Annotated in this window: 19 protein-coding genes; 13 read left to right on the top strand and 6 right to left on the bottom strand. The window is 64.6% G+C overall.

All coding sequences use genetic code 11. From position 1 onward, the window contains the following. From HY699_10895 to HY699_10865, 7 genes are all read left to right on the top strand, one after another. Positions 1–1,512: N-6 DNA methylase (locus HY699_10895; protein ID MBI4516307.1), on the top strand; the 1,512-nt coding region annotated here is incomplete at its 5' end. Positions 1,513–1,586: 74 nt separating this feature from the next. Then, a complete protein-coding gene (locus HY699_10890) occupies positions 1,587–2,822 on the top strand; it encodes a restriction endonuclease subunit S (GenBank protein ID MBI4516306.1) in 1,236 nt (411 codons plus the stop codon). Continuing rightward, positions 2,819–4,072: an AAA family ATPase gene (locus tag HY699_10885; GenBank protein ID MBI4516305.1), complete on the top strand. Its 1,254-nt coding sequence runs from the start codon at positions 2,819–2,821 to the stop codon at positions 4,070–4,072. Before HY699_10890 ends, HY699_10885 begins: the two co-directional genes overlap by 4 nt. After that, positions 4,069–4,719: a TIGR02646 family protein gene (locus HY699_10880; GenBank protein MBI4516304.1), complete on the top strand. Its 651-nt coding sequence runs from the start codon at positions 4,069–4,071 to the stop codon at positions 4,717–4,719. Before HY699_10885 ends, HY699_10880 begins: the two co-directional genes overlap by 4 nt. Before the next feature lie 19 nt (positions 4,720–4,738). After that, positions 4,739–5,896, top strand: a complete 1,158-nt coding sequence (locus HY699_10875) for an ImmA/IrrE family metallo-endopeptidase (GenBank protein ID MBI4516303.1) — start codon at positions 4,739–4,741, stop codon at positions 5,894–5,896. Continuing rightward, the gene (locus tag HY699_10870; protein ID MBI4516302.1) at positions 5,893–6,420 is read left to right on the top strand and encodes a DUF4411 family protein; all 528 of its coding nucleotides are present in this window, start codon (positions 5,893–5,895) and stop codon (positions 6,418–6,420) included. Before HY699_10875 ends, HY699_10870 begins: the two co-directional genes overlap by 4 nt. Next, entirely contained in the window at positions 6,417–9,986 is a 3,570-nt protein-coding gene (locus HY699_10865; GenBank protein ID MBI4516301.1) for a DEAD/DEAH box helicase family protein, read from the top strand. The genes HY699_10870 and HY699_10865 overlap by 4 nt, the downstream gene beginning before the upstream one ends. A 305-nt stretch (positions 9,987–10,291) precedes the next feature. Here HY699_10865 and HY699_10860 read toward each other — a convergent pair whose 3' ends face one another. Next, positions 10,292–10,978 carry a hypothetical protein gene (locus HY699_10860; protein MBI4516300.1) on the bottom strand — a complete coding sequence of 229 codons (687 nt, stop codon included), beginning with the start codon at positions 10,976–10,978 and terminating at the stop codon, positions 10,292–10,294. A gap of 59 nt (positions 10,979–11,037) precedes the next feature. Next, a complete protein-coding gene (locus HY699_10855; protein MBI4516299.1) occupies positions 11,038–12,009 on the bottom strand; it encodes a hypothetical protein in 972 nt (323 codons plus the stop codon). 71 nt (positions 12,010–12,080) lie between these two features. On the opposite strand from HY699_10855, the gene HY699_10850 reads away from it, so the two are divergent. The 6 genes from HY699_10850 to HY699_10825 all read left to right on the top strand — a co-directional run bounded on the left by HY699_10850 (position 12,081) and on the right by HY699_10825 (position 17,695). Beyond that, positions 12,081–13,748: a hypothetical protein gene (locus tag HY699_10850; GenBank protein ID MBI4516298.1), complete on the top strand. Its 1,668-nt coding sequence runs from the start codon at positions 12,081–12,083 to the stop codon at positions 13,746–13,748. A 191-nt stretch (positions 13,749–13,939) separates the two neighbouring features. Next, a complete protein-coding gene (locus HY699_10845; protein MBI4516297.1) occupies positions 13,940–14,938 on the top strand; it encodes a hypothetical protein in 999 nt (332 codons plus the stop codon). After that, positions 14,928–16,523 carry an acyl--CoA ligase gene (locus HY699_10840; GenBank protein MBI4516296.1) on the top strand — a complete coding sequence of 532 codons (1,596 nt, stop codon included), beginning with the start codon at positions 14,928–14,930 and terminating at the stop codon, positions 16,521–16,523. Before HY699_10845 ends, HY699_10840 begins: the two co-directional genes overlap by 11 nt. Positions 16,524–16,596: 73 nt before the next feature. Further along, a complete protein-coding gene (locus tag HY699_10835) occupies positions 16,597–16,917 on the top strand; it encodes an AbrB/MazE/SpoVT family DNA-binding domain-containing protein (protein MBI4516295.1) in 321 nt (106 codons plus the stop codon). Positions 16,918–17,169: 252 nt separating this feature from the next. Then, on the top strand, positions 17,170–17,478 hold the full coding sequence (locus HY699_10830) for an AbrB/MazE/SpoVT family DNA-binding domain-containing protein (GenBank protein ID MBI4516294.1): 309 nt from the start codon (positions 17,170–17,172) through the stop codon (positions 17,476–17,478). Continuing rightward, the gene (locus tag HY699_10825) at positions 17,444–17,695 is read left to right on the top strand and encodes a pyridoxamine 5'-phosphate oxidase family protein (protein ID MBI4516293.1); all 252 of its coding nucleotides are present in this window, start codon (positions 17,444–17,446) and stop codon (positions 17,693–17,695) included. Before HY699_10830 ends, HY699_10825 begins: the two co-directional genes overlap by 35 nt. A gap of 17 nt (positions 17,696–17,712) precedes the next feature. Here the strand turns inward: HY699_10825 and HY699_10820 are convergent, their stop codons facing one another. From HY699_10820 to HY699_10805, 4 genes are all read right to left on the bottom strand, one after another. Beyond that, complete coding sequence (locus tag HY699_10820) at positions 17,713–18,096, bottom strand: hypothetical protein (protein ID MBI4516292.1); 384 nt, start codon at positions 18,094–18,096, stop codon at positions 17,713–17,715. A gap of 492 nt (positions 18,097–18,588) precedes the next feature. Beyond that, a complete protein-coding gene (locus tag HY699_10815) occupies positions 18,589–21,318 on the bottom strand; it encodes a DEAD/DEAH box helicase family protein (protein ID MBI4516291.1) in 2,730 nt (909 codons plus the stop codon). A gap of 2 nt (positions 21,319–21,320) precedes the next feature. Further along, entirely contained in the window at positions 21,321–22,529 is a 1,209-nt protein-coding gene (locus HY699_10810; GenBank protein ID MBI4516290.1) for a hypothetical protein, read from the bottom strand. Then, positions 22,526–24,568, bottom strand: a complete 2,043-nt coding sequence (locus tag HY699_10805; GenBank protein MBI4516289.1) for an N-6 DNA methylase — start codon at positions 24,566–24,568, stop codon at positions 22,526–22,528. Before HY699_10805 ends, HY699_10810 begins: the two co-directional genes overlap by 4 nt. Between the last annotated feature and the right edge of the window lie 24 nt (positions 24,569–24,592).

Genomic DNA, 24,592 nt, shown 5'->3' with positions numbered 1-24,592 from the left:
ATTTTCGAGAACCTCATTCGACGCTTCAACGAGTTGGCCAACGAGACCGCGGGCGACCACTTCACGCCGCGCGACGTCATCCGGCTGATGGTGAACATTCTGCTCATTCACGACGACAAGTTACTAGCCACGCCCGGCACCGTACGCAAGCTCCTCGACCCTGCCTGCGGCACGGGCGGCATGCTGGCCGAGGCGCAGAACTACCTGCGCGACCACCACCGCGAAGCGAAGCTCTACGTCTACGGCCAGGACTACAACAAGCGCGCCTTTGCCACCGCGGCCTCGGATATGCTGATGAAGCAGGTCGATCACAACGGCGGCGGCAACAACATCCGCTTCGGCGACAGCTTCACCGAGGACCAGTTCGCGGGCGAGACCTTCGACTACTTCCTCACCAACCCGCCTTTCGGCGTGGACTGGAAGAAGCAGCAAAAGGAGATCGAGCGCGAGCACGACAAGCTGGGCTTCGCTGGCCGCTTCGGCGCGGGCCTGCCGCGCGTGAACGACGGCGCGCTGCTCTTCCTGCAGCACATGATCGCCAAGTTCGAGCCCGTGCGGCCGGCCGAGCACAAGCACGGCTCGCGCCTCGCCATCGTCTTTTCCGGCTCGCCGCTCTTCACCGGGGGCGCGGGCTCCGGCGAGAGCGACATCCGCAAGTGGATCATCGAGAACGACTGGCTCGAGGCCATCGTCGCCCTGCCCGAGCAGATGTTCTACAACACCGGAATCGGCACCTATGTCTGGATCGTCACCAATCGGAAAGAGAGGGGGCGCAAGGGCAAGATCCAGCTTGTCGACGCGCGCGAGCTCTGGACGGCCGGCGGGAGCGAGGAGTCCAAGCGCAGCCTCGGCGACAAGCGCCGCCATGTCACGGCGCAGCAGATCGAGGAGGTCGTCCGGCTCTATGGCCGCATCGAGGACGGCGAGCGCTCCAAGGTCTTCGACAACGCCGACTTCGGCTACACTCGCGTCACCGTCGAGCGGCCGCTGCGCCTCACCTACCGGATGACTACCGAGGACAAGGCGCGCTTCCTCGACGCCTGCCCGCACTTGCTCGACGACATCCAGGGCATCGACCAGACGGTCGGGCGCGACTCGCTGCGCGACTGGAACGCGGTCTGGGAGCGCATCCAGAACCTGCTGCACGCGCGGAAATCGCGCTGGAGGGCGCCCGAGCAGAAGCTCTTCCGCAGCGTCTTCACGCAGAAGGACCCGGAAGCCGAGCCGGTCGCCAGGGGCGGGCGCGACGACGGCTACGAGCCCGACCCGGACCTGCGCGACCTCGAGAACGTGCCGCTCAAGGAAGACATCGACGCCTACTTCGAGCGCGAGGTGCGCCCTCACGTGCCCGACGCCTGGATGGACCGGAGCAAGGACAAGGTCGGCTACGAGATCAACTTCAACCGCCACTTCTACAAGTACACGCCGCCGCGACCGCTGGAGGAGATCGACGCGGATCTGAAGAAGGCTGAGGACCAGATCCTGCGGTTGCTGCGGGAGGTGACGGAGTGAAGGAGCTTCCCTGGCTTAGCGCACTTCCGCGCGCGTGGAAGGCGAAGCCCCTCCGCGCGACGGCTGACTATATCGTGAGCAACGTTGACAAGGTGCCCGCGGATGACGAGGTACCTGTTCGACTCTGCAACTACACGGACGTTTACAACAATGAGTTCATCACGCTCGGCCTCGACTTCATGCAGGGAACTGCAACGGAGACCGAGATCGAGAAGTTCGGTCTGGCGATTGGCGATGTGATCATCACGAAGGACTCGGAGTCGTGGGACGACATCGGCGTACCCGCACTCGTTCGCGAAACGGCCAGCGATCTCGTGTGCGGCTATCACCTGGCGCTGCTGCGGCCGCGCAAGGAGCGAATCGAGGGGGGCTTTCTCTTCCGCTGCCTACAGGCAAAGCCTGTGCGAGTTCAGTTGGAGCTTTCTGCAAACGGTGTGACGCGTTTTGGAATACCAAAGGCCGACATCGGAGCGTCGATGCTTCCGGTGCCGCCGCTCGCTGTCCAGCGCGCCATCGCCGACTACCTCGACCGCGAGACGGCGCGGCTGGATGCGCTCGTGGCGGCGAAGGAGCGGGTGCTCGCGCTGCTGGCCGAGAAACGCCGCGCGCTCATCACCCGCGCCGTCACGCGCGGCCTTGACCCCCGCGCCCCGCTCCACGACTCGGGCATCCCGTGGCTCGGCGAGATTCCGGCGCATTGGGATACCGTGGCACTCCGCTTCTTGGTTGCCTTCACCAGCGGCGCCACGCCTGACACGGGACGCCGAGAGTATTGGGACGGGGAGATGCCATGGGTATCTCCTAAGGACATGAAGCGAGGCGAGATCGCCGACGCCGAGGATCACGTCAGCGAGTTGGCTCTATCGAAAGGCTCCTTGCGACTAGTCGCGCCCGGCGCCGTTCTGATCGTGGTGAGAGGAATGATCCTGGCGCACAGCTTTCCTGCAGCGGTCACGGCTGCACCCGTCACGATCAATCAAGACATGAAGGCCCTCCGTTGCTGCGGATCGCTCGAGCCTCGTTTCCTTAGAGACTTCTTTCGTGGACACGAAGAGCATGTCGTGTCACTTGCGGATGCCTCTGCGCACGGGACGCGGAAGCTCGAAACTGAGGTACTTGGGCGTCTCGAAGTTGCCCTCCCTCCTGCGGCCGAACAGCGTGAAATCGTCGCCCACATTGCCGACGCGACTCGCCGCCTCGATGCCCTACGAGTGGCAACGGAAGCGACGATCGCGTTGCTCAAAGAGCGCCGCTCCGCGCTCATTGCCGCGGCTGTGACCGGTCAGATCGACGTCGGGAGCGCGGCATGATCGTCACGCACCTCAGGCTCGCCAATCTGCGCGCCATCGAAGCGGCCGAGTTCCGCTTTCAGGCGGGCGTCAATCTCATCGTCGGCGTCAACGGCGTCGGGAAGACGAGCGTGCTGGATGCACTCGGCGTTTGCCTTTCGGCGGTGGCGAAGCGGGTAAACAAGCTGCGCGGCCGGGTCGAGGCGTTCGACCTGGACGACATCCGGATCGGGGCGGATGCCCTCACGGTCGAGTGCGGTGTCCAGATCGGTGCACGGGACTACGCCTACCTCGTCCACAAGCCGCGTGAGTCGAGCGCTCCGCAGCAGAGGAAGGCGGGAATGCCGCGCGAGCAGGTCCACGACACACCGGAGAAGGCGGAGTTCCTTGGCGAAGCACCGCCGCCGGTCACTGGAGCCGAGCCCGGCGGACGACCGCTCGCGGTGCTCTTTTCCACGAACCGCGCGGTGCCCTCGGAGCGCGCGCCGGGCAAGGGCGCCGCTGCAGGGGGCGTGGCTGCGGCGTTCGCGGACGCCTTCGCGGATCGGGAGCTGCGGCTCGGGGAGTTCGGCGCCTGGATGAGGGTGCAGGAGTCGATGCGCGGCGAGCGTCCGGCGGCAGGCCGCGCCCTAGGTGCCTGCCAGGGCGCGGTCGGGCGCTTCCTTCCTGGGTACTCGAACCTGCGACTCGACGGCGCGGATCGCCCGCGGCTCTCCATCGACCGGGGCGCGACGACCATCCCGGTCCGCTATCTCTCCGATGGTGAGCGCGGGACGCTGGCGCTGGTGCTCGATCTGACCCGCCGGCTGGCACAGGCCAACCCCGGGCTTGCGGACCCGGCGGCCGAGGCCGAGGCGGTCGTCCTGATCGACGAGATCGACCTGCACCTGCACCCGAAGTGGCAGCGCCAGATCGTCCACAATCTGCGCGCCGCCTTTCCGCGTTGCCAGTTCATCGCGACGACCCATTCGCCCCAGGTCATCGGCGAAGTCGAGCACGAACGGATCCAGATCATTGCGGACGGTCAGGTCTACTCGCCGACGCACTCCTACGGCGTCGATTCGAGCCGAGTGCTGGAAGAGGTGATGGGCTCGGACCCGCGTGCGAAGGAGGTGCAGCGCCTCCTCTCGGAAGTCTCCCAGGCGATCGGGCGACAGGAGTTCGGCCGGGCCCGGGAGCTCCTGGAGCAGATCGTCGAGCGACTCGGCGAGAGCGACCCCGAGGTGACGCGCATTCGAACCCTCCTCGACTTCGTGGAGGGAAAGGAATGAGGCCGATCGCCAAGGGTGCGGAGCCGGCGAGCCTGACGGCGCATCGCCAGATGCAGAATGCGGACTACGACAACTACGCCGACAGGGACGGACTACGTTACTCGCTCGTGACCGAGCAGCGGGGCATCTGCTGCTATTGCATGAACCGGATCCACAACGGCCACGGCGCCATGAAGATCGAGCACTGGCGCTGCCAAAGCGACCACCCTGCGGAACAGCTCAACTACCGCAACCTGCTCGGTGCATGCCTGGGTGGTAACGGTCAACCGCCGAATCTCCAGCATTGCGATACGCGCAAGGGGGATCGGGACCTGCAGTGGAATCCGGCCGATCCTGCGCACCACATCGAGACGCGGCTTCGCTACGAGCTGGACGGTAGCATCCGCTCCAACGACGCAGCGTTCGACGCAGAGCTCGAGAGTGTGCTGCACCTGAACCTCGCTATCCTCAGGAACAACCGGAAGGGAGTCCTCGATGCTGTATTGAGCTGGTGGCGGCACGAGAAGCGACGGATTGGCGGTGCGGTTCCGCGCGCCACTTTCCAACGCGAGCGTGCGCGTCGAACGGATGGAGCGGGGGAACTGGAGCCCTTCTGTCAGGTCGCCGTCTGGTGGCTGGACCAGCGGTTGGTGGGGATGGCAGAATGAGCGATAGGAAGCCAGTGCCATGACAACCCGTGTGCCTGTCCGCTCCGAAATACTCCGCTGGGCCTGCGAGCGCGCGGGTTACGAGATATCCGAACTCGCGCTCAGGTTCCCCCGCCTTCCAGAGTGGGAAGGCGGCGGGAAGCAGCCGACCTTCAAGCAGCTCGAGGCGTTCGCCAAGGCCACGCACACGCCGTTCGGGTTCCTGTTCTTGCCCGAGGTGCCCGAGGAGCCGTTGCCGATCCCGGACTTCCGGACGGTGACGCAGAGACCAGCACGTCCGAGCCCGGACTTGCTCGACACCCTCTACGCGATGCAGCGGCGCCAAGACTGGCTGCGCGAGGAGCGCATCGAGGGTGAGGCGGACCCGTTGGAATTCGTGGGCAATGCTCGTCTGAACGACGAACCGGCGGCGGTCGGGCAGGAGATGCGGCGGGCCGTCGGCCTCGGCGACGGATGGGCCGGCGAGGTGCCGACCTGGCAGGCGGCGCTCCTCGATCTGCGCAGCCGCATCGAGGACCTCGGCGTCATGGCCGTCGTCAACGGCGTCGTCGGTAACAACACGCATCGCAAGCTCAGCGTGGAAGAGTTCCGCGGCTTCGCGCTGACCGACCACTACGCCCCGCTCATCTTCGTGAACGGCGCAGATGCAAAGTCGGCGCAGATGTTCACGATGGCCCACGAGCTCGCCCATGTCTGGCTAGGCCATGAGGGAGAAGGCATTTCCGGATTCGAGGGTCTCTTCCCCGGAGACAGTCGCATCGAGAAGTTCTGCGATCAGGCAGCGGCCGAGTTCCTCGTGCCGGCCCGGGAGCTGAGGGACCAGTGGCGGGCGGTCGGGAAATCGCCGGACGCGTTCGAACGGATCGCGCGCCACTTCAAGGTCAGTCCGATCGTAGCGGGTCGCCGCGCGATGGACGTGCGTCTCGTGAATCGCGAAGCGTTCTTCGAGTTCTACGAGGCGTATATCCAGCGAGAGCGCCGGCAAGCGAAAGCGGTCGGCGGCGGCGACTTCTACAACAACCAGAACACGCGGGTCGGGAGGGGCTTCGCGACCAGCGTCATTCGCGCGGCAATGGGAGGACGATTGACCTTCAAGGAGGCCTACGACCTCACCGGGCTTCGCGGCGGGGCCTTCCAGGAGTACGCAAGGCGCCTCGGAATGGACCTGCCGGCATGAGCAAGGCGGCTCCGTTCCTGCTCGATTCGGACGTATTCATCGCCGCGAAGAACGCGTACTACGCCTTCGACATTTGTCCGGGATTCTGGAGCGCGGTGCTGAAGACATACGAGCGCGGCAGCATCCGAAGCCTGGACCGGATCAGGAACGAGTTGCTGTTGGGCCGGAAGGAAGAAGATCTGGTGCAGTGGGTCACGAGCGCGGTGCCCACGGAGTTCTTCCTGGATTCCAATGCCGATGACGTGAGCGCGGCCTTCGAAGAAGTGATGCTCTGGGTCCAGCGCAACGCTCGGTACTTCGACCGCGCGAAGGCGAAGTTCGCGACCGAGGCGGACGGTTGGCTGGTGGCCTACTCCATGGTGCACGGAACCGTTGTCGTGACCAACGAGCAGTCGCGGCCGGAATCCAGAAACCGGGTGCTGCTCCCGGACGTCTGCGTGCAGTTCAACGTGACCCACCGAGACACGTTTCTCATGCTGAGGGAACTGGGTGTCCGCTTCGGCCTCATGGGAGGCACATCATGACGGGCAGGCACTCCGAAGCGGCCTTCGAGACCGTCATCGAGGCGCATCTCCTCCAGAGCGGGTACGTGTCCGTCGACCGCGAGGGCTTCGATAGGGAGCGCGCGATCTTCCCCGAGGCAGTGCTCGCGTTCATTCGCGACACCCAGCCCGCGGAGTGGGCGAAGTTGGACGCGCTGCACGGCGCCAAGACCGGGGAGCAGATCCTCTCCGACCTGTGCAAGTGGATGGACGCGAACGGCTCGCTCGGCACGCTGCGACACGGCTTCAAGTGCTACGGCCGGACCCTGCGCGTGGCGTTCTTCAAGGCCGCCCACGAGCTGAACCCGGAGCTCGAGGCGCGCTACGCCGCCAACCGGCTTGCCCTGACCCGCCAGCTTCGGTTCTCGGCCCGTTCCGAGAAGTCGCTCGACATCACACTGAGTCTGAACGGCATCCCCATCGCCACGGTGGAGCTCAAGAACCCGCTCACCGGACAGACGGTCGAGGACGCGCGGCGGCAGTACCAGCGGGACCGCGATCCGCGTGAGCCGATCTTCGAGTTCAAGCGCCGCACGCTGGTCCACTTCGCCGCGGATACCGAGTCGGTGCAGATGACCACACGGCTGGCCGGCAGCGCGACGCACTTCCTGCCCTTCGACAAGGGCTGCGACGGCGGGGCGGGGAACCCGCCCGACCCGGCCGGGCGCACCTATCGCACAGCCTACCTGTGGGAGGAGGTCCTGCAGCGCGACAGCCTGCTCGACATCCTCGCGCGCTTCCTGCACCTACAGATCGACGAGAAGCGCGACGATCAGGGCCGCAAGGTGAAGGTCGAGTCCATGATCTTCCCGCGCTACCACCAGCTCGACGCCGTGCGACGCCTGGTGGCCTTGGCTCGCGCCGAGGGCGTGGGCCACAACTACCTCGTCGAGCACTCAGCGGGCAGCGGCAAGAGCAACACCATCGGCTGGCTCGCCCATCGGCTCGCGTCCCTGCACGATGCCGCCAACCAGCGAGTCTTCGACAGCGTGATCGTGGTCACCGACCGCGTCGTGCTCGACCAGCAGCTCCAGGACACGATCTACCAGTTCGAGCACAAGCGCGGCGTGGTGCAGCAAATCGACGAGCGCTCTCGGCAACTCGCCGAAGCACTGGAGAACGCCGTTCCGATCATCATCACCACCCTGCAGAAGTTTCCGTTCGTCTCGCGCCAGTTGCTCAAGATGGCCGAGGAGCGCGGTGAGCAGGGAACGGGCACCCTACCCACCCGACGCTGCGCCGTGATTATCGACGAAGCCCACAGCTCGCAGGGCGGGGAGACCGCAACAGATCTCAAGGAGGTTCTCGGCGGCGAGGACCTGCAGGAAGAGGCGCGCAAGCGCGCCGCCGAGGAGGGTCGCGAGGATCTGGAAGAGCTCTTCCGCAGCATGGCCAAGCGCGGCCGGCAGGCGAACTTGAGCTTCTTCGCGTTCACGGCGACGCCGAAGCACAAGACGCTGGCGGTATTCGGCCGCAACGGCGAGCCGATCCACCGCTACACGATGCGCCAGGCGATCGAGGAAGGCTTCATCCTCGACGTGCTCAAGCACTACACGACCTACGCGACCTACTACACGCTGCTCAAGTCCTGCGAGGAGGACCCCAACGTCGAGCGCAAGAAGGCGGCCAAAGCGCTCGCTCGGTTTCTTCGGCTGCACCCCCACAACATCGCGCAGAAGACCGAGGTGATGGTCGAGCACTTCCAGGCCGTCACACGGCATAAGATCGGCGGCCGCGCCAAGGCGATGGTGGTCACGGGTTCGCGGCTCGAAGCGGTGCGTTACAAGCAGAGCTTCGACGACTACATCCGGGAGAAGGGCTACGCGATCAAGGCGCTGGTCGCGTTCTCGGGAACGGTTCAGGACGACAAGCTTCCGGACGTGGCGTACACCGAGGAGAAGATGAACCTCGGCATTCGGGAGAAGGAGCTTCCCGAGAAGTTCGCGACGCAGGAATACCAGGTGCTGCTCGTCGCGGAGAAGTACCAGACCGGCTTCGACCAGCCGCTCCTGCACACGATGTACGTGGACAAGCGGCTTGCCGGCATCCAGGCCGTGCAGGCCCTCTCGCGCCTGAATCGGACGCACCCGCTCAAGGAAGACACCTTCGTCCTCGACTTCGTGAACGACCGGGCGGAGATCCGCGAGGCGTTCAAGGTCTACTACGAAGGGGCGGAGATGGGGGAAGAGGTCGATCCCGCCCGCATGTACGCGATCAAGGGCGAACTGGACGCGTCGGGGATCTACCTCGACGAAGAAGTCGAGCGGTTCTGTTCCGTGTACTTCAAGCCGAAGCAGCGCCAGAGCGCCCAGGACCACCAGGCCATGAACGCGGCGCTCGATCCCGCGGTGTCACGGTTCACTGTACGCCAGAGAGACGAAGAGGATGAGGCCGAGCTCTGGCGCGGCAAGGTGCAGGCTTTCCGCAACCTCTACGGCTTCCTGAGTCAGGTCATCCCATATCAGGACTCGGACCTCGAGCGCCTGTACGTGTTCTTGCGTCATCTGGCGGCCAAGCTGCCACGCCGCCGAAGCGGGCCGGCCTACCAGTTCGACGACGATGTGCGGCTCGAGTACTACCGGCTCCAGAAGATCAGCGAGGGCTCGATTTCGCTCGAAGGGGGCAAGGGGCAGCCGCTCGACGGGCCGAAGGAGGTCGGGTCCGGAGTGGCGCGCGAGGAAGCCGTCCCGCTCTCGCAGCTCATCGACCTGGTCAACGAGCGCTTCGGCACGGACTTCAATCAAGCCGACCAGCTCTTTTTCGATCAGATCGTCGAGGCGGCGGTCACGGATGACGGGCTGCGCCAGGCAGCCGCGGTGAACCCGGCGGACAAGTTCGAGCTCGTGTTCAGAAATCTCTTGGAGCGGCTGTTCGTCGAGCGCATGGACCAGAACGAGGAGATCTTCGTCCGCTACATGAACGACGCGCCCTTCCGTGAGATCGTCAGTGGGTGGATGTCTTCCGAAGCGTACCGGCGACTGCGAGCCGGCTCGGTGGCCGCGAGGGCGGCGGCGGCCGATCGGGCGCTCCCGCCGGGATTGCGGCTCGTCGAAGGCCGCCCCGAGAATCGCTACGTCACTTGCATACCACTCGTTCCGCTCAAGGCCGCGGCCGGCGCCTTCGGCGACGCGCAGCACATCGAGGACGATGGCTTCGAGTGGGTCGCCATCGAGTCACATCACCGCCTACGCCCCGGGATGTTTGTCGCCCAGGTCACCGGTAAGTCCATGGAGCCTGCCATCCCCGACGCCTCGTACTGCCTGTTCCGCGCGCCAGTCGAAGGCACGCGCCAGGGTAAGACCGTTCTCGTGCAGCTCCGCGACGCCACCGATCCCGAGACCGGGCAGCGCTACACCGTGAAGCGCTACGAGAGCGCGAAGGCGAAGCGGGGCGACTCCTGGCGCCACGAGCGCATCACGCTCAAGCCTGTCAATCCCGACTTCGAGCCGGTCGTCTTGACGGACACGGTCGAGGACCAGGTGAAGGTCGTGGCGGAGTTGGTCGAGGTGCTCTCGACGCGTGAGAAGACCGGACGGCTGGAACCGTAAGCACTGAGCGGGGTCACCCATTGGAAGGCCCTTGTCAACAAGCGAACACCTCTCCCGTCGATGGCGACGCCATCATCTTCTAACTGCCGTCTTTTCTCTTCTCACCGCCTTAGTGCGGAACGTACGACGCACCCAGAATCTTGGCAAGACCACGATGCTTCACCCGAGTGATCCGCCGGCAATGCGCCACACCGTACGTGCCACGACCAAAGATGCGTTGCGGCTGGCAGGCATCGCCACGAGCACCGCGGACGCTGGTCGTCGCTATCAGTAAGTTCTGGGTCACCGTGCCGGAGTAGGCGGGTTCAGCTCCCCGGCTGCGCCACCATGGGGCCGGCAATCTCCTTCACCTCGCCGCTGCCCTGCTCCAGCGCCACCACGCGCACGCCCTGGTAACTATCTGCCGGGAAGAACACAAAACCGCTCACCGGCAGACCCGGCTTGGACACCTTCTCGGCCAGGTAAAGGCCGCCGAGCTGATCGATGATCTCCCGCTCGGTCTTGGTCTTCGATTCGTAGAAGCCGCCGACCGCGCCGACGGCGATGCCGATGCCGGCACCGATGGCGGCACCCTTGGCCGCCCCCGAGCCCCCGCCCTGGGCCGCACCAATGAGTGCCCCCGGAATGGCGCCCAACAAACCGGTGAGCAACGCGCCCCCGCCGGCACCCTCGAGGCCAGCCACCAATGCCGTGGCTCCGCCGGCTTGCCGCGCCGCCTCTTCAACTGAAAGGGGCGCCACCCGGTTGCCGCCGGCATCCAGCGCCAGTACCCGGTCGGCTGAAATGACGTAGTTCTTGGCCGATCCGTTCGACACCCCGACGCCGAGCGCGACCATATCGCCGAACTTCTTCGCCGCCGTTGCCGCCACGCGTAGTTCCGACGACACCGTTTCCGGCACAACCGCCCGCGGTGCGGTCACGGGCTTCTTAGCACAGGCTACGGGCGAAAGGCTCAGTGCTGCAGCTAACACCATGGCTAGGGCTTGTTTCATTTCGTCCTCCCACTGGGCTCTATCCGAACACGGGCTGCGATGCGGTGCAACCTGGCTGCTTAACGCGGTCGCGGCGGTGGAGTTGCGTGCCGTCGCGCCGACTTGCCGGTAGCGGCCTTTGCGCGCGGCGAGCGACGCCGGCTGGCTTTCACTGCCGGCGTCGCTCGCCCCACTTTCTTGGGCTTAGGGGACGCCGGCCCCAAGCGGGGCCGTGGCGTAGACGTGGCAACGGCCCCGCCTTCTTCAGCAACGCGGGCAGTGGGTGCCACCGCTGCCGATCTTGCCGACTCGCGCAAGCGCAGGAACAACACCGTGCCGGCAAAAGCCTCGGTCGTGGTTCGCATCAAGCCCGCGTTCACCGTCGCCGACACGATCTCGCCATCGGCGGTGACGATCCCGGCGTGGTAGGGAACGTTCTCCGCCAGAAACAGAGCGAGATCGCCGGGCTTGGGTTCAGCAACCGCACTGAACACCTCCGGATCACGCAAGGCCTTCAGCGGCCGATACGGCATCGGCCAACCGGCCTCGTTGAACATGCGCCACACAAACACCGAGGCGCTGAGGTAGCTGGGCGAGTGCGGAGTCAGCGTTGCCTGTAGAGCGGCAACGTCCACTGCGCTGGAAAACAGATGCAGGGGCGGTGGCGGCGCGGCGATCCGCCAGCCGGACTCGTCATCACCAACGAGCACGAAGGTCACCCGCTCGATGCTCTCTGCCTCCTGTGCGCCGCCCGCGGTGATCACTCCGGTCAAGGTATATTCCACATCGATCTCAACATGGTCGGTGACGAATCGCGGCGGGTGGAGCTGGTAGCCGGCGATCAGGTAGGCGTGATCCCAAGCCGGCTCCAGCTCCCAGGTGACCAGCGGCGCCACCGCCCGCCAACGCCGCGGCTGCCCGCGGTCACCGTGGCCGTCAGCTTGGCAAAACGCTCTCACGACCTCGACTGGCGCGGGCGCCTGCTGTGCCGCTGGGCCCGCCGCTAGGGCGCCTATCAGCAACACGGTGCAAAGAACGATGCGTCGAGACATACTCGCTACCGACTGAGCGAGGCCGGCGCCGATGTCAAGCCGGGCGACGGGCGATCTGCTAAGATACGGCCATGAAACGGCGGATGCCGCTGGGCGACTTTCTCACCGCCTACCTGCAAAAGATCGGCGTCACGCACCTGTTCGGAATTCCCGGCGACCTGGTACTGCGGCTGTTCTTCCGCTTCGGCCGCCGGCGCAACCTGCGCATCGTCACCTTTTCACACGAACCCGGCGTCGGCTTTGCCGCCGACGGCTACGCCCGTGCCACCGGCCGCATCGGCGTGGTCTGCGTCACTTACGGCGCCGGTGGCCACAACATGGTGAACCCGGTGGCGGGCTCATTCTCGGAGCGGGTGCCGATTCTGGTCATCAGCGGCGGCCCGGGCGAGGAGGAGCGCAAACTCGGCACACTCATCCACCACCAAGCCAAGGAGATCGAGTCCCAGCTGCACATTTATCGCGAGCTGACCTGCGCGGCGAAGATCATCAGTGATCCGCGCACGGCGGCGCAGGACATCGATGAGGTCGTGCGGGCGATGTGGGTCAACCGCCGCCCCGGCTACCTCGAAGTCCACCGCGACATGGTTGATCGCATCATTGACGTGCCGCCGTCGCTGATCGAGTGGGACGGGCGCTTGTCCTTTCCGCACTCCAACGAGCCCAAGCTCGCCGAAGCCGTGCGCGACACCACCGAGCGCTTCAATCGCTCGCGCCGGCCGGTGCTGGTGTTCGGCATCGAGACCTATCGCTACCGCTTGGCCCACGAGATCGTCGAGCTGGCCGAGCGCATGGGGGCACCGGTGCTGACCTCGGTGCTCGCCAAGGGCGCGTTTCCGATGGATCATCCGCTGCACATGGGGGTGTACATGGGGCCGCTCAGCCCACCGCCGATTTGCCGCCGCGTCGCGCGCGCCGATCTGGTGCTCAACCTCGGCTCGCTGCGCACCGATATCGACTTGGGCAACCGCCCGCCGCGCGGCGACCGCCAGCACTCGGTGTGGGCGGTCGATAACAAAGTCGATATCAGCTATCACACTTACACCGACGTGATGCTACGAGACTTCGTGCGCGAGTTGCTCAAGGCGCCGTTGCGCCGCCATCACGAGAGCGTGCGCTATGCCGACAATCTCGGCGGCCGAGTGCGGGCGAAGCCGCAACGGCTGCAAGTTGCGGAGGTGCTGCGCGCGGTCAATCGCTTCCTGGCCGACAAACCCGACTACATGGTGGTAGCCGAGTCGGGCGACATGTTGTTCGCCGGTCTCGACGTGCGCGTAGCGGGCCGCGGCGGTTATCTGGCGCAGGGCTATTACGCCTCGATGGGGTTCGGCGTTCCGGGGGCAATCGGGGCCCAGATCGGCGTCGGCCGTCGGCCGCTGGTATTGTGCGGCGACGGGGCGTTTCAAATGACCGGTCCCGAGATCGCGCAAGCGCCGCGCCACGGTACCAACCCGATCGTGTTGGTAATGAACAATGGTGGCTGGGGCATCTTTCGGCCGATTGCCGAGCGCGAAGACTTACTGGCTGTACCGCCATGGCCGTATGCGGATTTGGCGCGGCTGTGGGGCGGTGCCGGCTGGCGGGTCAGCACCGCGGCGGAGTTGCACGCCGCGCTTGCCGGCGCCGCCCACTGCCCTTCGTTCGCGATCATCGAGGCCATTGTCGATGAACACGATCTCTCGCCGGTCAGCCGCAAGTACATCGCCGCGGCGGCCCGCCGCAGCCAACCCGCGGCGCGATGACGATTCCGGTGCTGGCGGTGCCCACCCGCTGTGCTTATTGGAATCCGCTCGCCGGCCTTGGCGGTTGCGCCTTTTTCTGAGATGGTCGGTAGCCGGCAATGAACATTTGTCTTTACGGAGAACCCTTCGCCCCGTTTGTTGAGCCCACGGTGCGCCAATTGTGTGCTGCGGCCGAGGCAGCAGCGGCACGCGTGTTCCCGCTGACTATCGAGCGCGCGCTGGCCGAGCACGCACGCTCCCCCAGCCGTCTGGCGCAGGTGAGTCGGGTATACGTGCTGCCGTTCGATGTGCCGGCGGCGCGGCCGGCCGAGGCGCCGGACACGCCGGCGGCGCTGGTGCGCTGGTTGTTCGGCAAGGCTGAGGTGGTCAACGGCTTCGATACGCACGAGATTTGCTGGGACAAGCCCGGCCTGGTCGAACGCTGGTTGAACCGGGGCGTCGCGCTGCCGGACAGTCTACTGTCCACCTCGATTGAAGAGGCGACGGCGTTCGTGCGCGAGCACGAGTGGGTGCTGCTGAAGCACCCGCGCTCGTGCGGCGGGCATGGCCACTACTTGGTGAGCCGCGCCGCCGACGGCCTGGTGGCCGAGGCCCGCCGCCAGCGCTACGAGTTGGAACTCGTGCCCGCCGGCGCACGGCCGCAAATCCGCGGCCGGCTGCTGCGCTACCCGGCGCCGTTTTTTCTCCAGCGCCTGGTCGCGGATGTGAACGCACGCGGCGTGCTCAAGCCGGCGCAGCTGCTGCGGGCCTACATCGTCGACGGGCAGCTGGCGTTCTGGACCGAGCGCTACCGCCCGCACCACCGCAGCGCTTCGGACTGGGTTGTGGCCACCGGCTTGGGCGCGAAGTGCCGCTTCGTATTCAGCGTCGGAGAGGAAGTCCAGAAGCTGGCTCTGCGCGCGGCCGAGGTCGTCGATCTGCGGGTGGGGGTGGTTGACCTGATTCGCAGCAGTACCGAGGGCGCTTACGCCTTGGCCGCTTACACCGACGGGCATCACATGATCATCGACCGGGAGTTCAAGCAGCTGCCCGAGTTCCGCGACATGTTCGACTTCGACCGCATGATCGCCGAGCTGTTGGTGGCGGAGCCGGCACCGGTGGAGGCGCGTGCGACCACCTTCGTGAAGAAGCGCGAGAACGATGGACCGCGGCGGGGTCGCCCGCCGCAAAGGCGAGCATATGACCGATAAGGCCCCTCCGGCTTTTCGCTGGCGCGTTCCCAAGTTCTTCAACTTCGGCACCGATGTTGTCGATCAGTACGGCGCCGACCGCGGCCGCGTCGCGCTCTACTGGGAAGACGAAGCCGGCCACACCGCCCGCTGGACCTTCTGGGACTTTAGCGTCCAGAGTAGCCGCTTCGCCAACGCGCTGCGCGGCCTCGGATTGCGCCAGGGCGATCCGCTGCTGGTGATGCTGCCGCGCATTCCCGAGTGGCAGGTGGCGATGATCGGCGGCCTCAAGGCCGGCGCGCTGGTGATCCCGTGCACCACCAGCTTACGGCCGAAGGATATCCGCTACCGCGCGCTGCACAGCGGGGCCAAAGCGATCGTCACCACCGCCGAAAATGCCGACGCCGTCGAAGCGGCCGCCAGCGAGTGCCCGGACCTGGTGGTCAAGATCGCCGTGGGCACTGCGCCCGCAGGCTGGCGCGCCTTTGCCGACGTGCTCGCCAACGCCGCGCCCGACGGCCCGCCCGAACGCACAAGCAGCCACGACCCGGCGCTGGTGTACTACACCTCGGGCACCACCAAAGACCCGAAGGCGGTGTTGCATACGCACGCTTACACCTATGCGCACCGCCTCACCGGGCGCCATTGGCTCAGCTTGCACTCGCGCGACCTGCACTGGACCACCTCCGACACCGGCTGGGCAAAAGCCGCCTACGGAGTGCTGTTCGGCCCGTGGCATTCCGGGACGGCGGTGTTCATGTTTCACGGACGCTTCGAGCCCGAGCGCGAGCTGCGGCTGCTCGAGTGCTATCAAGTCAGCGTCTTCTGCGGCCCACCAACCGAGTACCGGCTGCTGGTCAAGGAGGACCTCTCGCGCTACTCACTGCCGCGGTTGCGCCACTGCACCGCTGCGGGTGAACCGTTGAATCCAGAAGTGATTCACAGCTGGAAGCAAGCCTTCGGCCGCACTATTCACGATGGCTACGGGCAGACCGAGAGCATCATCCTGGTGGCCAATCAGCCCGGCATGCCGGTTCGACCCGGCTCGATGGGCAAGCCGTTCCCGGGCCACGACGTGAGCATCATCGATGCCGAAGGGGTGGAGCTGCCGCCGGGAGAGACCGGCGAGGTGGCGGTGCGCGGCCGGCCGCCGTCGCTGTTTCGCGAGTACTGGAAGAACCCCGAGGCGACGGCGGCCTGCTTTCAAGGCGGTTGGTACCGCACCGGCGACTCGGCCTATCGTGACCAAGAGGGCTACTTCTGGTTTGTCGGCCGCGCCGATGACGTGATCATCAGCGCCGGCTATCGCATTGGGCCGTTCGAGGTCGAGAGCGCACTGCTCGAACATCCGGCGGTGATCGAGTCGGCGGTGGTGTCGAGTCCCCACGCTGATCGTGGGGCGATCGTGAAAGCGTTTGTCAAACTACGCTCGGGCATTGCGGGCACCGGCGATCTCGTCCGGGAGCTGCAAGAGCACGTCAAGCGGGTCACCGCTCCGTACAAGTACCCGCGCGAGATCGAGTTCGTCGACGAGTTGCCCAAGACCGTCAGCGGCAAGATCCGCCGCGTCGAGCTGCGCCAGCAGGAGTGGGCGCGCCAGCGCTGAGAGCGCCTGCCGCCCAGGGCCGCCTCTGGGTGCTTTGACGGGTGGGATCGTTTTACGGTAAGGCATTCGCACTATGTCGCGAGCCACTCTGACCACCGTGAGTCCCAAGTTCCAGGTCTGCGTGCCGAAGCCGGTGCGTGATGCCGTCGGCCTCAAGGCCGGCGATCTCCTCGAAGCCGGGGTCGAACGGGGCGTCATCGTGCTGCGCCCAAAGACCCTGGTCGATCGACCCATCCGCGAGGCCGTACCCAGCGCGCGTGAGATCCGTGCCTTGAATCGCGCCATCGCCGCCGACGAGCGCGGCGAAACCATGCCCTATGAGCAGTACCGCGCCGAACGGACCGCTCGCGTGGGTCGTCGTTCTCGACGAGCCCGTACAAAAGCAGCTCGATAGGCTGCCACCAGGCGACTTCGATCGGGTCGACACTGCAACTCGCCGGGTCCGCATCGGTGCGGTCGAGCGCCGCACCACGACGACATACCGCAAGCGGTACCGGTAGGGCCTGGGTTTGCAGCGCAGACTGCCTCTTGGGACGACAGGCGCCATCGTGGCGCGCGAGCCGTGAGCCGCGGGGCCCGAACAGCACTCGAACAGCACCCAACGCCCTTGACGCCTTCCCCGGTTCGTGTACGATTCTACGAGACTATGGCTCACGTCGCTCTGACTCGCATCACCAGTAATTTCCAAATCACCATGCCCAAAGCTGCCCGCGAGGCGCTGCGGCTCAAGCGTGGCGACTTCCTGGAAGCCACCGTGCAGCGTGGCGCGGTGGTGCTCAAGCCCAAGGTAATTCGGGACCGGAGCGAGTTTCTGAAGCAGCTCAAGAAGGACATCGAGGCATCGAAGGTGGCGGTGAAGGCGGGGCGGGTCCTCGGTCCATTCGATTCAGCCGACGCCGCCATGAAGGCTGTCAAAGCCTATGCGCGTCGTGCTCACCGAGCCATTCGTCCGTAAGCTCATCGCCGCCCCGCCAGAGATCCCCAAGCTCTTCGGCAAGCAGCTCGCCAACCTGCTGCGCGACCTCCGACACCGTTCGCTCGACGCCAAAAAGTTTCCCGAAAGCGGCGACCCCGACATGTGGTCGGCCCGCGTCAACGGCGGCTGGCGCTTCTACTTCACCATCGCCGGCGACACCTACACCATGCACAACATCCAAGCCCACCCCAAATGACCCCACCACTTCGCGTGTCAGAGCAGCGAACCACTTGTCGCGACCAAGTCGGTGAGGGTCGCGGCTTGAAGCTGCTCGAACAGTTTCTGCGGCACCTTCAGGTAGCGCCACTGGGCACCCGTGAGAACCGTGGCGTCCTCGCACCAGCGTTGCGCCGCTTCGTCCTTCCGCTGCACCTCAGGGGTCTCCTGCCCCTTCGTTTCGAGTAGCCAGTGCGTGCCGTCTTGCTCCACCGCGACGAAGTCGGGGTAGTAGGAGCGGAGATTCATGTTCGGGTCCGTGTACTCGATGGCGAACCCGAACACCTCGGGCAGCTTGCTGAACGCCCCCAAGTTACGCCCATCGCTGGAGAGTGTCCGCGGGAAGATCAGACGGTCGTTCTGCCCGCGAATTCGACGCAAGCTGGACGCGGCTGATTTCGCGGAGCACCCGATTCACGTACGGAAGGACAGACATGTGCTTGAATTGAAGTTTCACGGCTTCTTCGTGTCCTCCTTCCGAGCGTACACGTCGGCCGTGAGCGGTCTGCCCAGGCGCAGGTCTTCCCAGACACACATAGCTGCAGAGGCAATTGCTCAGCATGGGGGCGACGCTACGGCCGTCGTCGTGCGGCCAAGTCTATGGCCGCCTGCACGTCGCGCATGCTCGCCAACCGCCGAGCCGCCGCGACTTCCACTTCGGCTGCGGTGCAGGGAGTGGCGTCGAGTAACTGCCAGAGATCGGCTCCGGCAACGAGCTGGGTGTCGCGGGGGCCTTCGCTTCCCTTCGAGCGCACCGTGTGAGGTCTCCGTTCGTCACGAGAACGGGTCGTGAAGCAGTCCTCCCGTGGAATGCCCGGAGCCGGCGGGCGCGATAGCCGTCGAAGGCGGCGATCCATCGGTTGGAGGCACTGGTTAACTCACCATCACTCGTGCGCAGTTGAGCACGCTTACGTCTTCGTCCCAGTCCCAGATCTGCTCGGCCGTCCCTTCAAGGTAGCTCCGAGCCAGTCGATACGCCTCGCTGATCGCCAGTCGGGGCGGCGAGAGATGGTTCTCCGGCTCGCTGTAGTGCGAGGCGCACACCGCCGCCGCCTGCTCGTCGATCTTTCCGGCGTCGGTGACGAAGACAGTCCGAAGGTCAAACAGGTACTCTTCGCCTTCCGGCCGTTGGACCCGGCTGCGGATCACGAAGTTGAATTGGTAGCCGTTCCTGGGAGTCACTCCTCCGACCTTCACTCGGCGTTGCGCGCTGAAGCCGCCGAAATCCACGTCGCCGCACGCTCGGAGCATCGCATCGACGAACGGATGGCCCAAGGCGAGGAACTCAACGCTCGGATCGCGGATTGCAAGCTCGCGGTTGAAGGTCGCACGTGAGTAACGCTCCTTCACCGCACGCGAACGGATCTCCTCGGGCGTCAGGAATTCCAAGGAGCCGTCATCAGCCCGCTTCACGACGCGCCGTTGCGCCTTGAGGAAGCGCTCCGCCAGTTCGCCCAGTTCAGCGAGCCCCACCCCACTGCGGAGATGCTGTGCGTAGCGGTCGAAAGAGTAGCTTGCTACGTTGCGGAATAAGCTCTGCGTGGCGATTTCGTACGCGCGCTGCGCGCGCTTGATGCCGTCGTCGATCTCCCTCTGCGACTGCTCCAACGATCCCTCGACCAAAGTCCGCTTGTAGATCTCGTTGTAATCGATCTCGCCTTCCAACTGGCCGAGCATGGCCGCGATGATGTCTTCGGGTTCCTCGCCGGTGACCTTGGCGAGCGCAGCGGCAGCGCGCTCCAAGCGTTTCTCCAGGTACCCGTACACCGTTTCCTCAACGGTTGCGCGGCAGCGGAAGTTGTAGATCTGCACGACCTTCTGCTGGCCGTAGCGGTAGATGCGGCCGACCCGCTGCTCGATGCGCATCGGATTCCACGGCAAGTCGTAGTTGATCAGGACGTGGCAGAACTGAAGGTTGATACCTTCGCCGCCGGCCTCGGTGGAAACAAGGAAGCGCACGTGACCGTCGTCGCGAAACGCTCGCTGACTCTCGCGGCGCTGGTCAATGTCCAGGTCGCCATTGATGACGACCACGGCGTCCTGACCGTATCGCTCATGCAGCGCTTCCACCAACATGGCCTGCGTTTCGCGGTACTCGGTGAACACCAAGATCTTCTCACGCTCGCCGCGGTCGCTCTCGCCGAAGATGCGAGCGGCGAGCTTGAGCAGTTCCATCAGCTTGCGGTCGCGCTCCACGGGCAGGGCCATCAGATCGTCGAGCAGCTCGATCTCGTTCTTGGTGAAGCCAGCGACGGCGGTGTGAAAGGCGTTTCGCTCTTCCCACTCACCCTCATAGCGCTCGTCGAGGTCCAACTCCCGTTGCCGCGGCGGTGGGATCTTCTTGTAGCGATCTTGCAGGCGCATCCGCCGGCCCGTCAGCGCCGCCTTGATGGCACGGCTCGAACTGGCGGCGAGCTTCTGAAACACCGTCAGCACGAAGCCAAGCGCGCGTTGCTGGGTGGCGTCGGTCAGCTTCTCGGCAATCGCGTAGCCGCTCTTGATGTACGCAGTGACGGCTTCGTAGAAGGCGCGTTCGTCGGGCCGCATCTCGAAGCTCAGCGGGTACGTGTTGCGTCCTTTGAAGACGCGCTTGCCTTGCGCATCGGTCACGCTGAGCTTGGGTGTTCGCAGGATGTATTGCTGGTACGGCACGCGCCCGTCGCGCTGCGAGCTGAAGAGCGGGAGGTCTTCGACACCAAGGCTGGAAAAATCGATCTCGTCATCGAGCAGCTTCATCAAGTTGATGAAGCGCGAGTGATTCTCTTCACCTTGGTGCGGCGTCGCAGTCACGAGCAGCAAGGCGTCGGTGTGTTCCTTGAGGTCTTCGGCAAGCTGGAAATTGAGCGTCTTCTCCGTTTTGTTTCCGTACTCGCGTGCGCTCAGGCGATGCGCTTCGTCGAAGACGATCAGGTCCCAGCGCCGGTTCTCCAGCAGCTTCTTCTTGTGATCCTCGCGCTTGAGAGCGTCCAAGGAGGCGATGGCGCAGGTCTTCAGGTCCCAGATGCGCGGGTTGATGGTGTGGAAGTCGCGGCCGAAGATCTCGAAGAACTCGCCGAACTTGTCGAGCATCTCCTCCTGCCACTGCACGGTGAGGCCCGCGGGGCAGATGACGAGGGTGCGGCGGGCTTGGCCGCGTTGCAGGAGCGCCTGCCAGATCATCGCGGCCTCGATGGTCTTGCCAAGGCCAACCTCGTCCGCGAGAAGGAAACGCCGCCGCGCGCTGGCGACGACTTGATGGGCCGTGAAGATTTGATGCGGCAGCAGCTCGGTGCGCGCGTTGGAGAGTTGCCCGCCCTTGTTTGCCGTGAGAAAGCACGCCGCCATCTGCCGGAAATCGAAGCGCCACGGCTCGTCCCATTGTCCCGTCTCTGCGCGCTCGATGGGATCAGGCACGCGCTCGATCTCGCGCAAGCGAAGGATCTTCGTGTGGGCAAACAACGGCGGTGCCGAGAACAAGCCGGGAGCGAACTCGATCTTTGCCTGGTCGTTCTTGACCTTGAGAACCTTCGCAACACCGTATTCGCGGTAGAGCGGATTGCGTGAAACAACCGACTGTCCCGCTGACAGCGTACCCACACCGTGGGCCGGCAACGACGCATCCATGGCTACTTGGACTTCAGAGTTGCCCACATCTCCTCGGCCGCTTCGTCGATTTCCTTCATCGCTGTCCCTAGCCCCTCGGCTTCGTCTCGCTGCGCATGCTGCGCCGCACGCTTACCCAGCTCAGCGATCGTTTTGTGGAGAGATGACTTCGGATCGAACAACGGAATCCTCACATGATCGAGAATGTGCGGAGAGGGGTGGAGCACGATATACGATTCGACAACCTGGCGCGCTACGGAGGAATTCAACAGCGCCGCAAGGTAGTACGCCTCCGTGCGGGAGTCAGTGGCTATGGCGATACAGGTGTGATCTGGGACAATGGGCTTTGGGGCCACGCGATGACCTGGGAGCGGAGCTGGCAGAACGGCCGCCGCCTGCACAGTGTTCCCGACCTCCGGCCATGCCACTTTGAAGTCCGCTACTGTGTAAGGCCCCACGTTGTAGATCGCGTAGAAGGGATCCGAAGAGTCGTAGTAGCGCTTGAACCCCGATCGGCCGCGGAGGTCGGCTTCAAACGTTGCAGGAAACGAGAAGGTCTTGGGATATTTCTTCTTCATCGCTCCCAGCGGAATGGGTGCACGGGTCGATGGATCTTGGGGCAGGATTATGGCGAGCGTGGGAGTCGTTGAGAAGGGGGTCACGTCGCGCCCGCGAATCAGGGGAAACACAAGATCTGGCTCAACCGTAGCTCTTCGCTGACGAACTTTCTTCTTCCCGATGTCCGACTGGTTCTCGATCACCAGCTCACCGGACGGCATTACGGAGAGCACCTGAACCCAAAAGACTCCGTTCAGCCAAGTGCAGGATCCGGCATGTGCTCTACCGGCGTAGTCCGAACGCCCGAGCGCCGTCGAGAGGGTCTGGACCAGGCCCTTCCTGCAGGTTAGCCACGGAGATGTGGCTTTCGCACGGTTGACTGGAAAAGCATCCTCAGCATCGATGCGAAGTTTAGTTCGCACGACGGTGATCGAATCCTCCTGCCGCACGGGCTCTGCGCGCGCGCGACGCTTCCAGCGGGAGTAAGGCACGGGGTATTTGGTCTCGCCTCGCGTGCAGGTGAGGATCGCCGTCCGATTGGTTGCGCCTTCAAAGGGCTGAATCGCAGACAGGTCATCGACGTGAACGACTCCTATTTGCCCCCTGTCGCCGACTCTGAAGCGCCTGAATCCATCACCCGCACCGGCCGTCTTGAAGAGCGACTGTGTGATCACAAACCCCAGCGCTCCTTTCGAGGCCAGGTATCGGTCAAACGACGAGTACACGAAGAGGACCGAGAGGTCCTTCTTCCCACCGCCCATCCGCGCAGCGCTGGCAGAAAGCGTTCACACAAGCCGTAGGAGGCCCACAGATGCTTCGTGGCATCGCGATAGTCGCTGGGTAGGCTTTCCCAGTTGACCCAGGGTGGGTTTCCGAGCACGAAGTCAGCCCGCTCGGTAAATAGGGGCGCGAAGCTGTTCTTGATGATCCGTGCCCATATGTCGTTGCGCCGTTCAGCCCGCAATTTCTTGACCTGGCGAAAGAGAGCCTTGTGCTGGCCCGCGGAGCCTACGGGCAGTCCTTCGCTGCGCAGGCGATTGATGAACTCGTCCTCGTCGTAGTTGCCCCGCACGCAACGCTCGAGTTCCTCGGTGTACGTGGCGATCACTTCCCGGCTGCCTGCAATTTCCGTCGGTATCATGAAACGTGCCGCGCTGGTTTTCAGCTCCTGTAACTTGCCAAGCTTCCCCGTGGCGACCTTGCCTTCCGCAGTGAAGAGTTCGCCATGCTCGGCTGGCGTCATAATGGAATCGCACAGGTAGACGGGTATCTCCACTTCCCCGCCAAGTTTGAGCAGGTCGCGTAGGGCCAGCAAGTAGTTCGTGCGCGCGGCCATGACGGCGAGCGGATTTAGGTCGAAGCCGACGACGTTGGCGAGGATCTTCTGGCGCAGCTGGTGCTTCGGAATAGTGTGTTCGGCGGCGTACTCGCGGATCTTGTTGATCGCCATCACTAGGAACGTGCCGCTGCCACACGCGGGATCGAGCACCCGCTTGTCCGGATCGCCGGTGTAGCCAACGCGCTGCATCACCAATTCGGCGAGCCAATCGGGCGTGTAGTACTCGCCGAGATCGTGGCGGACCGTCTTCGGGAAAAGCTGCTGGTAGAGCTTCTTCAGGAGATCGCGGGTTTCGTCCGGCTCGACGACCAACGTCTTCGCGTCGTACTCGTCGAAGCAGGCGACCATATCGCGGACCACTTTCTCGACATGGTCATCCCACGCGTCGAGGTACCAACTGAAGAGGTCGCCTTCGAGGAAGTTCTTGATGCCGAGCTGGCGGTAGATCCCACCGTCCTCTAACTCACGTAGCTCCTCCTGCAGCCGTTTGCTGGAACCGGTCTGGTGCAAGCGCTGCAGAAACGATGCGCTCAGCGGATTGAACGTCGTCGCAATCTCCGCCGCCAGGAACTTCATGAACAGCGCGTAGTAGCTGTGCACGGCGAACAGCAGCGCGGGCGCGTTCGGGTTCTTGTGCACGCCATAGAAGTCCGCCAGCTCTTTGATCTTCGGGGAGAGCTTGTTGACGTCGTAGCCACATACCTCGCCGAACAAGATGCGCCATTGATCGAACAGCACCTTCCCCTTCGGAAAGTCGTCGGGTCGCTGCTCGATCTCGCGGACGCGCGCGTAGAGCGTCCCGATGCCGTCGCGCGCCAGCTTGCGATCGCTCTCAGCGCCGAAATCGCCGGCCAGATAGTCGGGCTGAAACGGCTTGCCCGCCGTGCCCAAGCCAACGAGATAGCGCAGCACGCGCTCGACAACGCGCGAGGAGAGCGCCTGCGGTTGGCCGATCTCCCACTTGCCGCTGCGATAGCGCGCGAGGATGAAGTAACGCCCGTCGGTGCCGACGCCGATCAACTCGGTGATGTCGCGCTTGAGTTCCTTCTGGAATTCCTTCGGGCGCGTTTCGAGCTGCTTGATCAGCTCCTTGTTGCCGGGAGACTTGTTGTCTTCAGTGAGTCGTCCCGGCGTCTTGTACTCAACGAAGACGCAGCCGTACACCGAATCCGGCCGGCCTTCGCCAATCGTGATGTTGTGGTGCGCCCGGAGCTTGGGCAGATGTGCGACGCTACTGAAGTGATCGAGCGCTTTGGCGACCTCGACCTGCAAGTCCATCTCGGACTCCGCGAAGTCCGCCGCCTCCTCGATCTGGTGTCGCACCACATCGGCCTGCTCGACAACGATTTCTTCGAGAGTCTTCTGTTGGCTCATCCGCCCCACCGCACGTGTACGCCC

Source organism: Deltaproteobacteria bacterium (genome assembly GCA_016210005.1).
Lineage (GTDB): Bacteria > Desulfobacterota > Binatia > HRBIN30 > JACQVA1 > JACQVA1.
The sequence above is the reverse complement of the archived record's forward strand: the minus strand, read 5'-3'. Positions and strand labels throughout refer to the sequence as shown.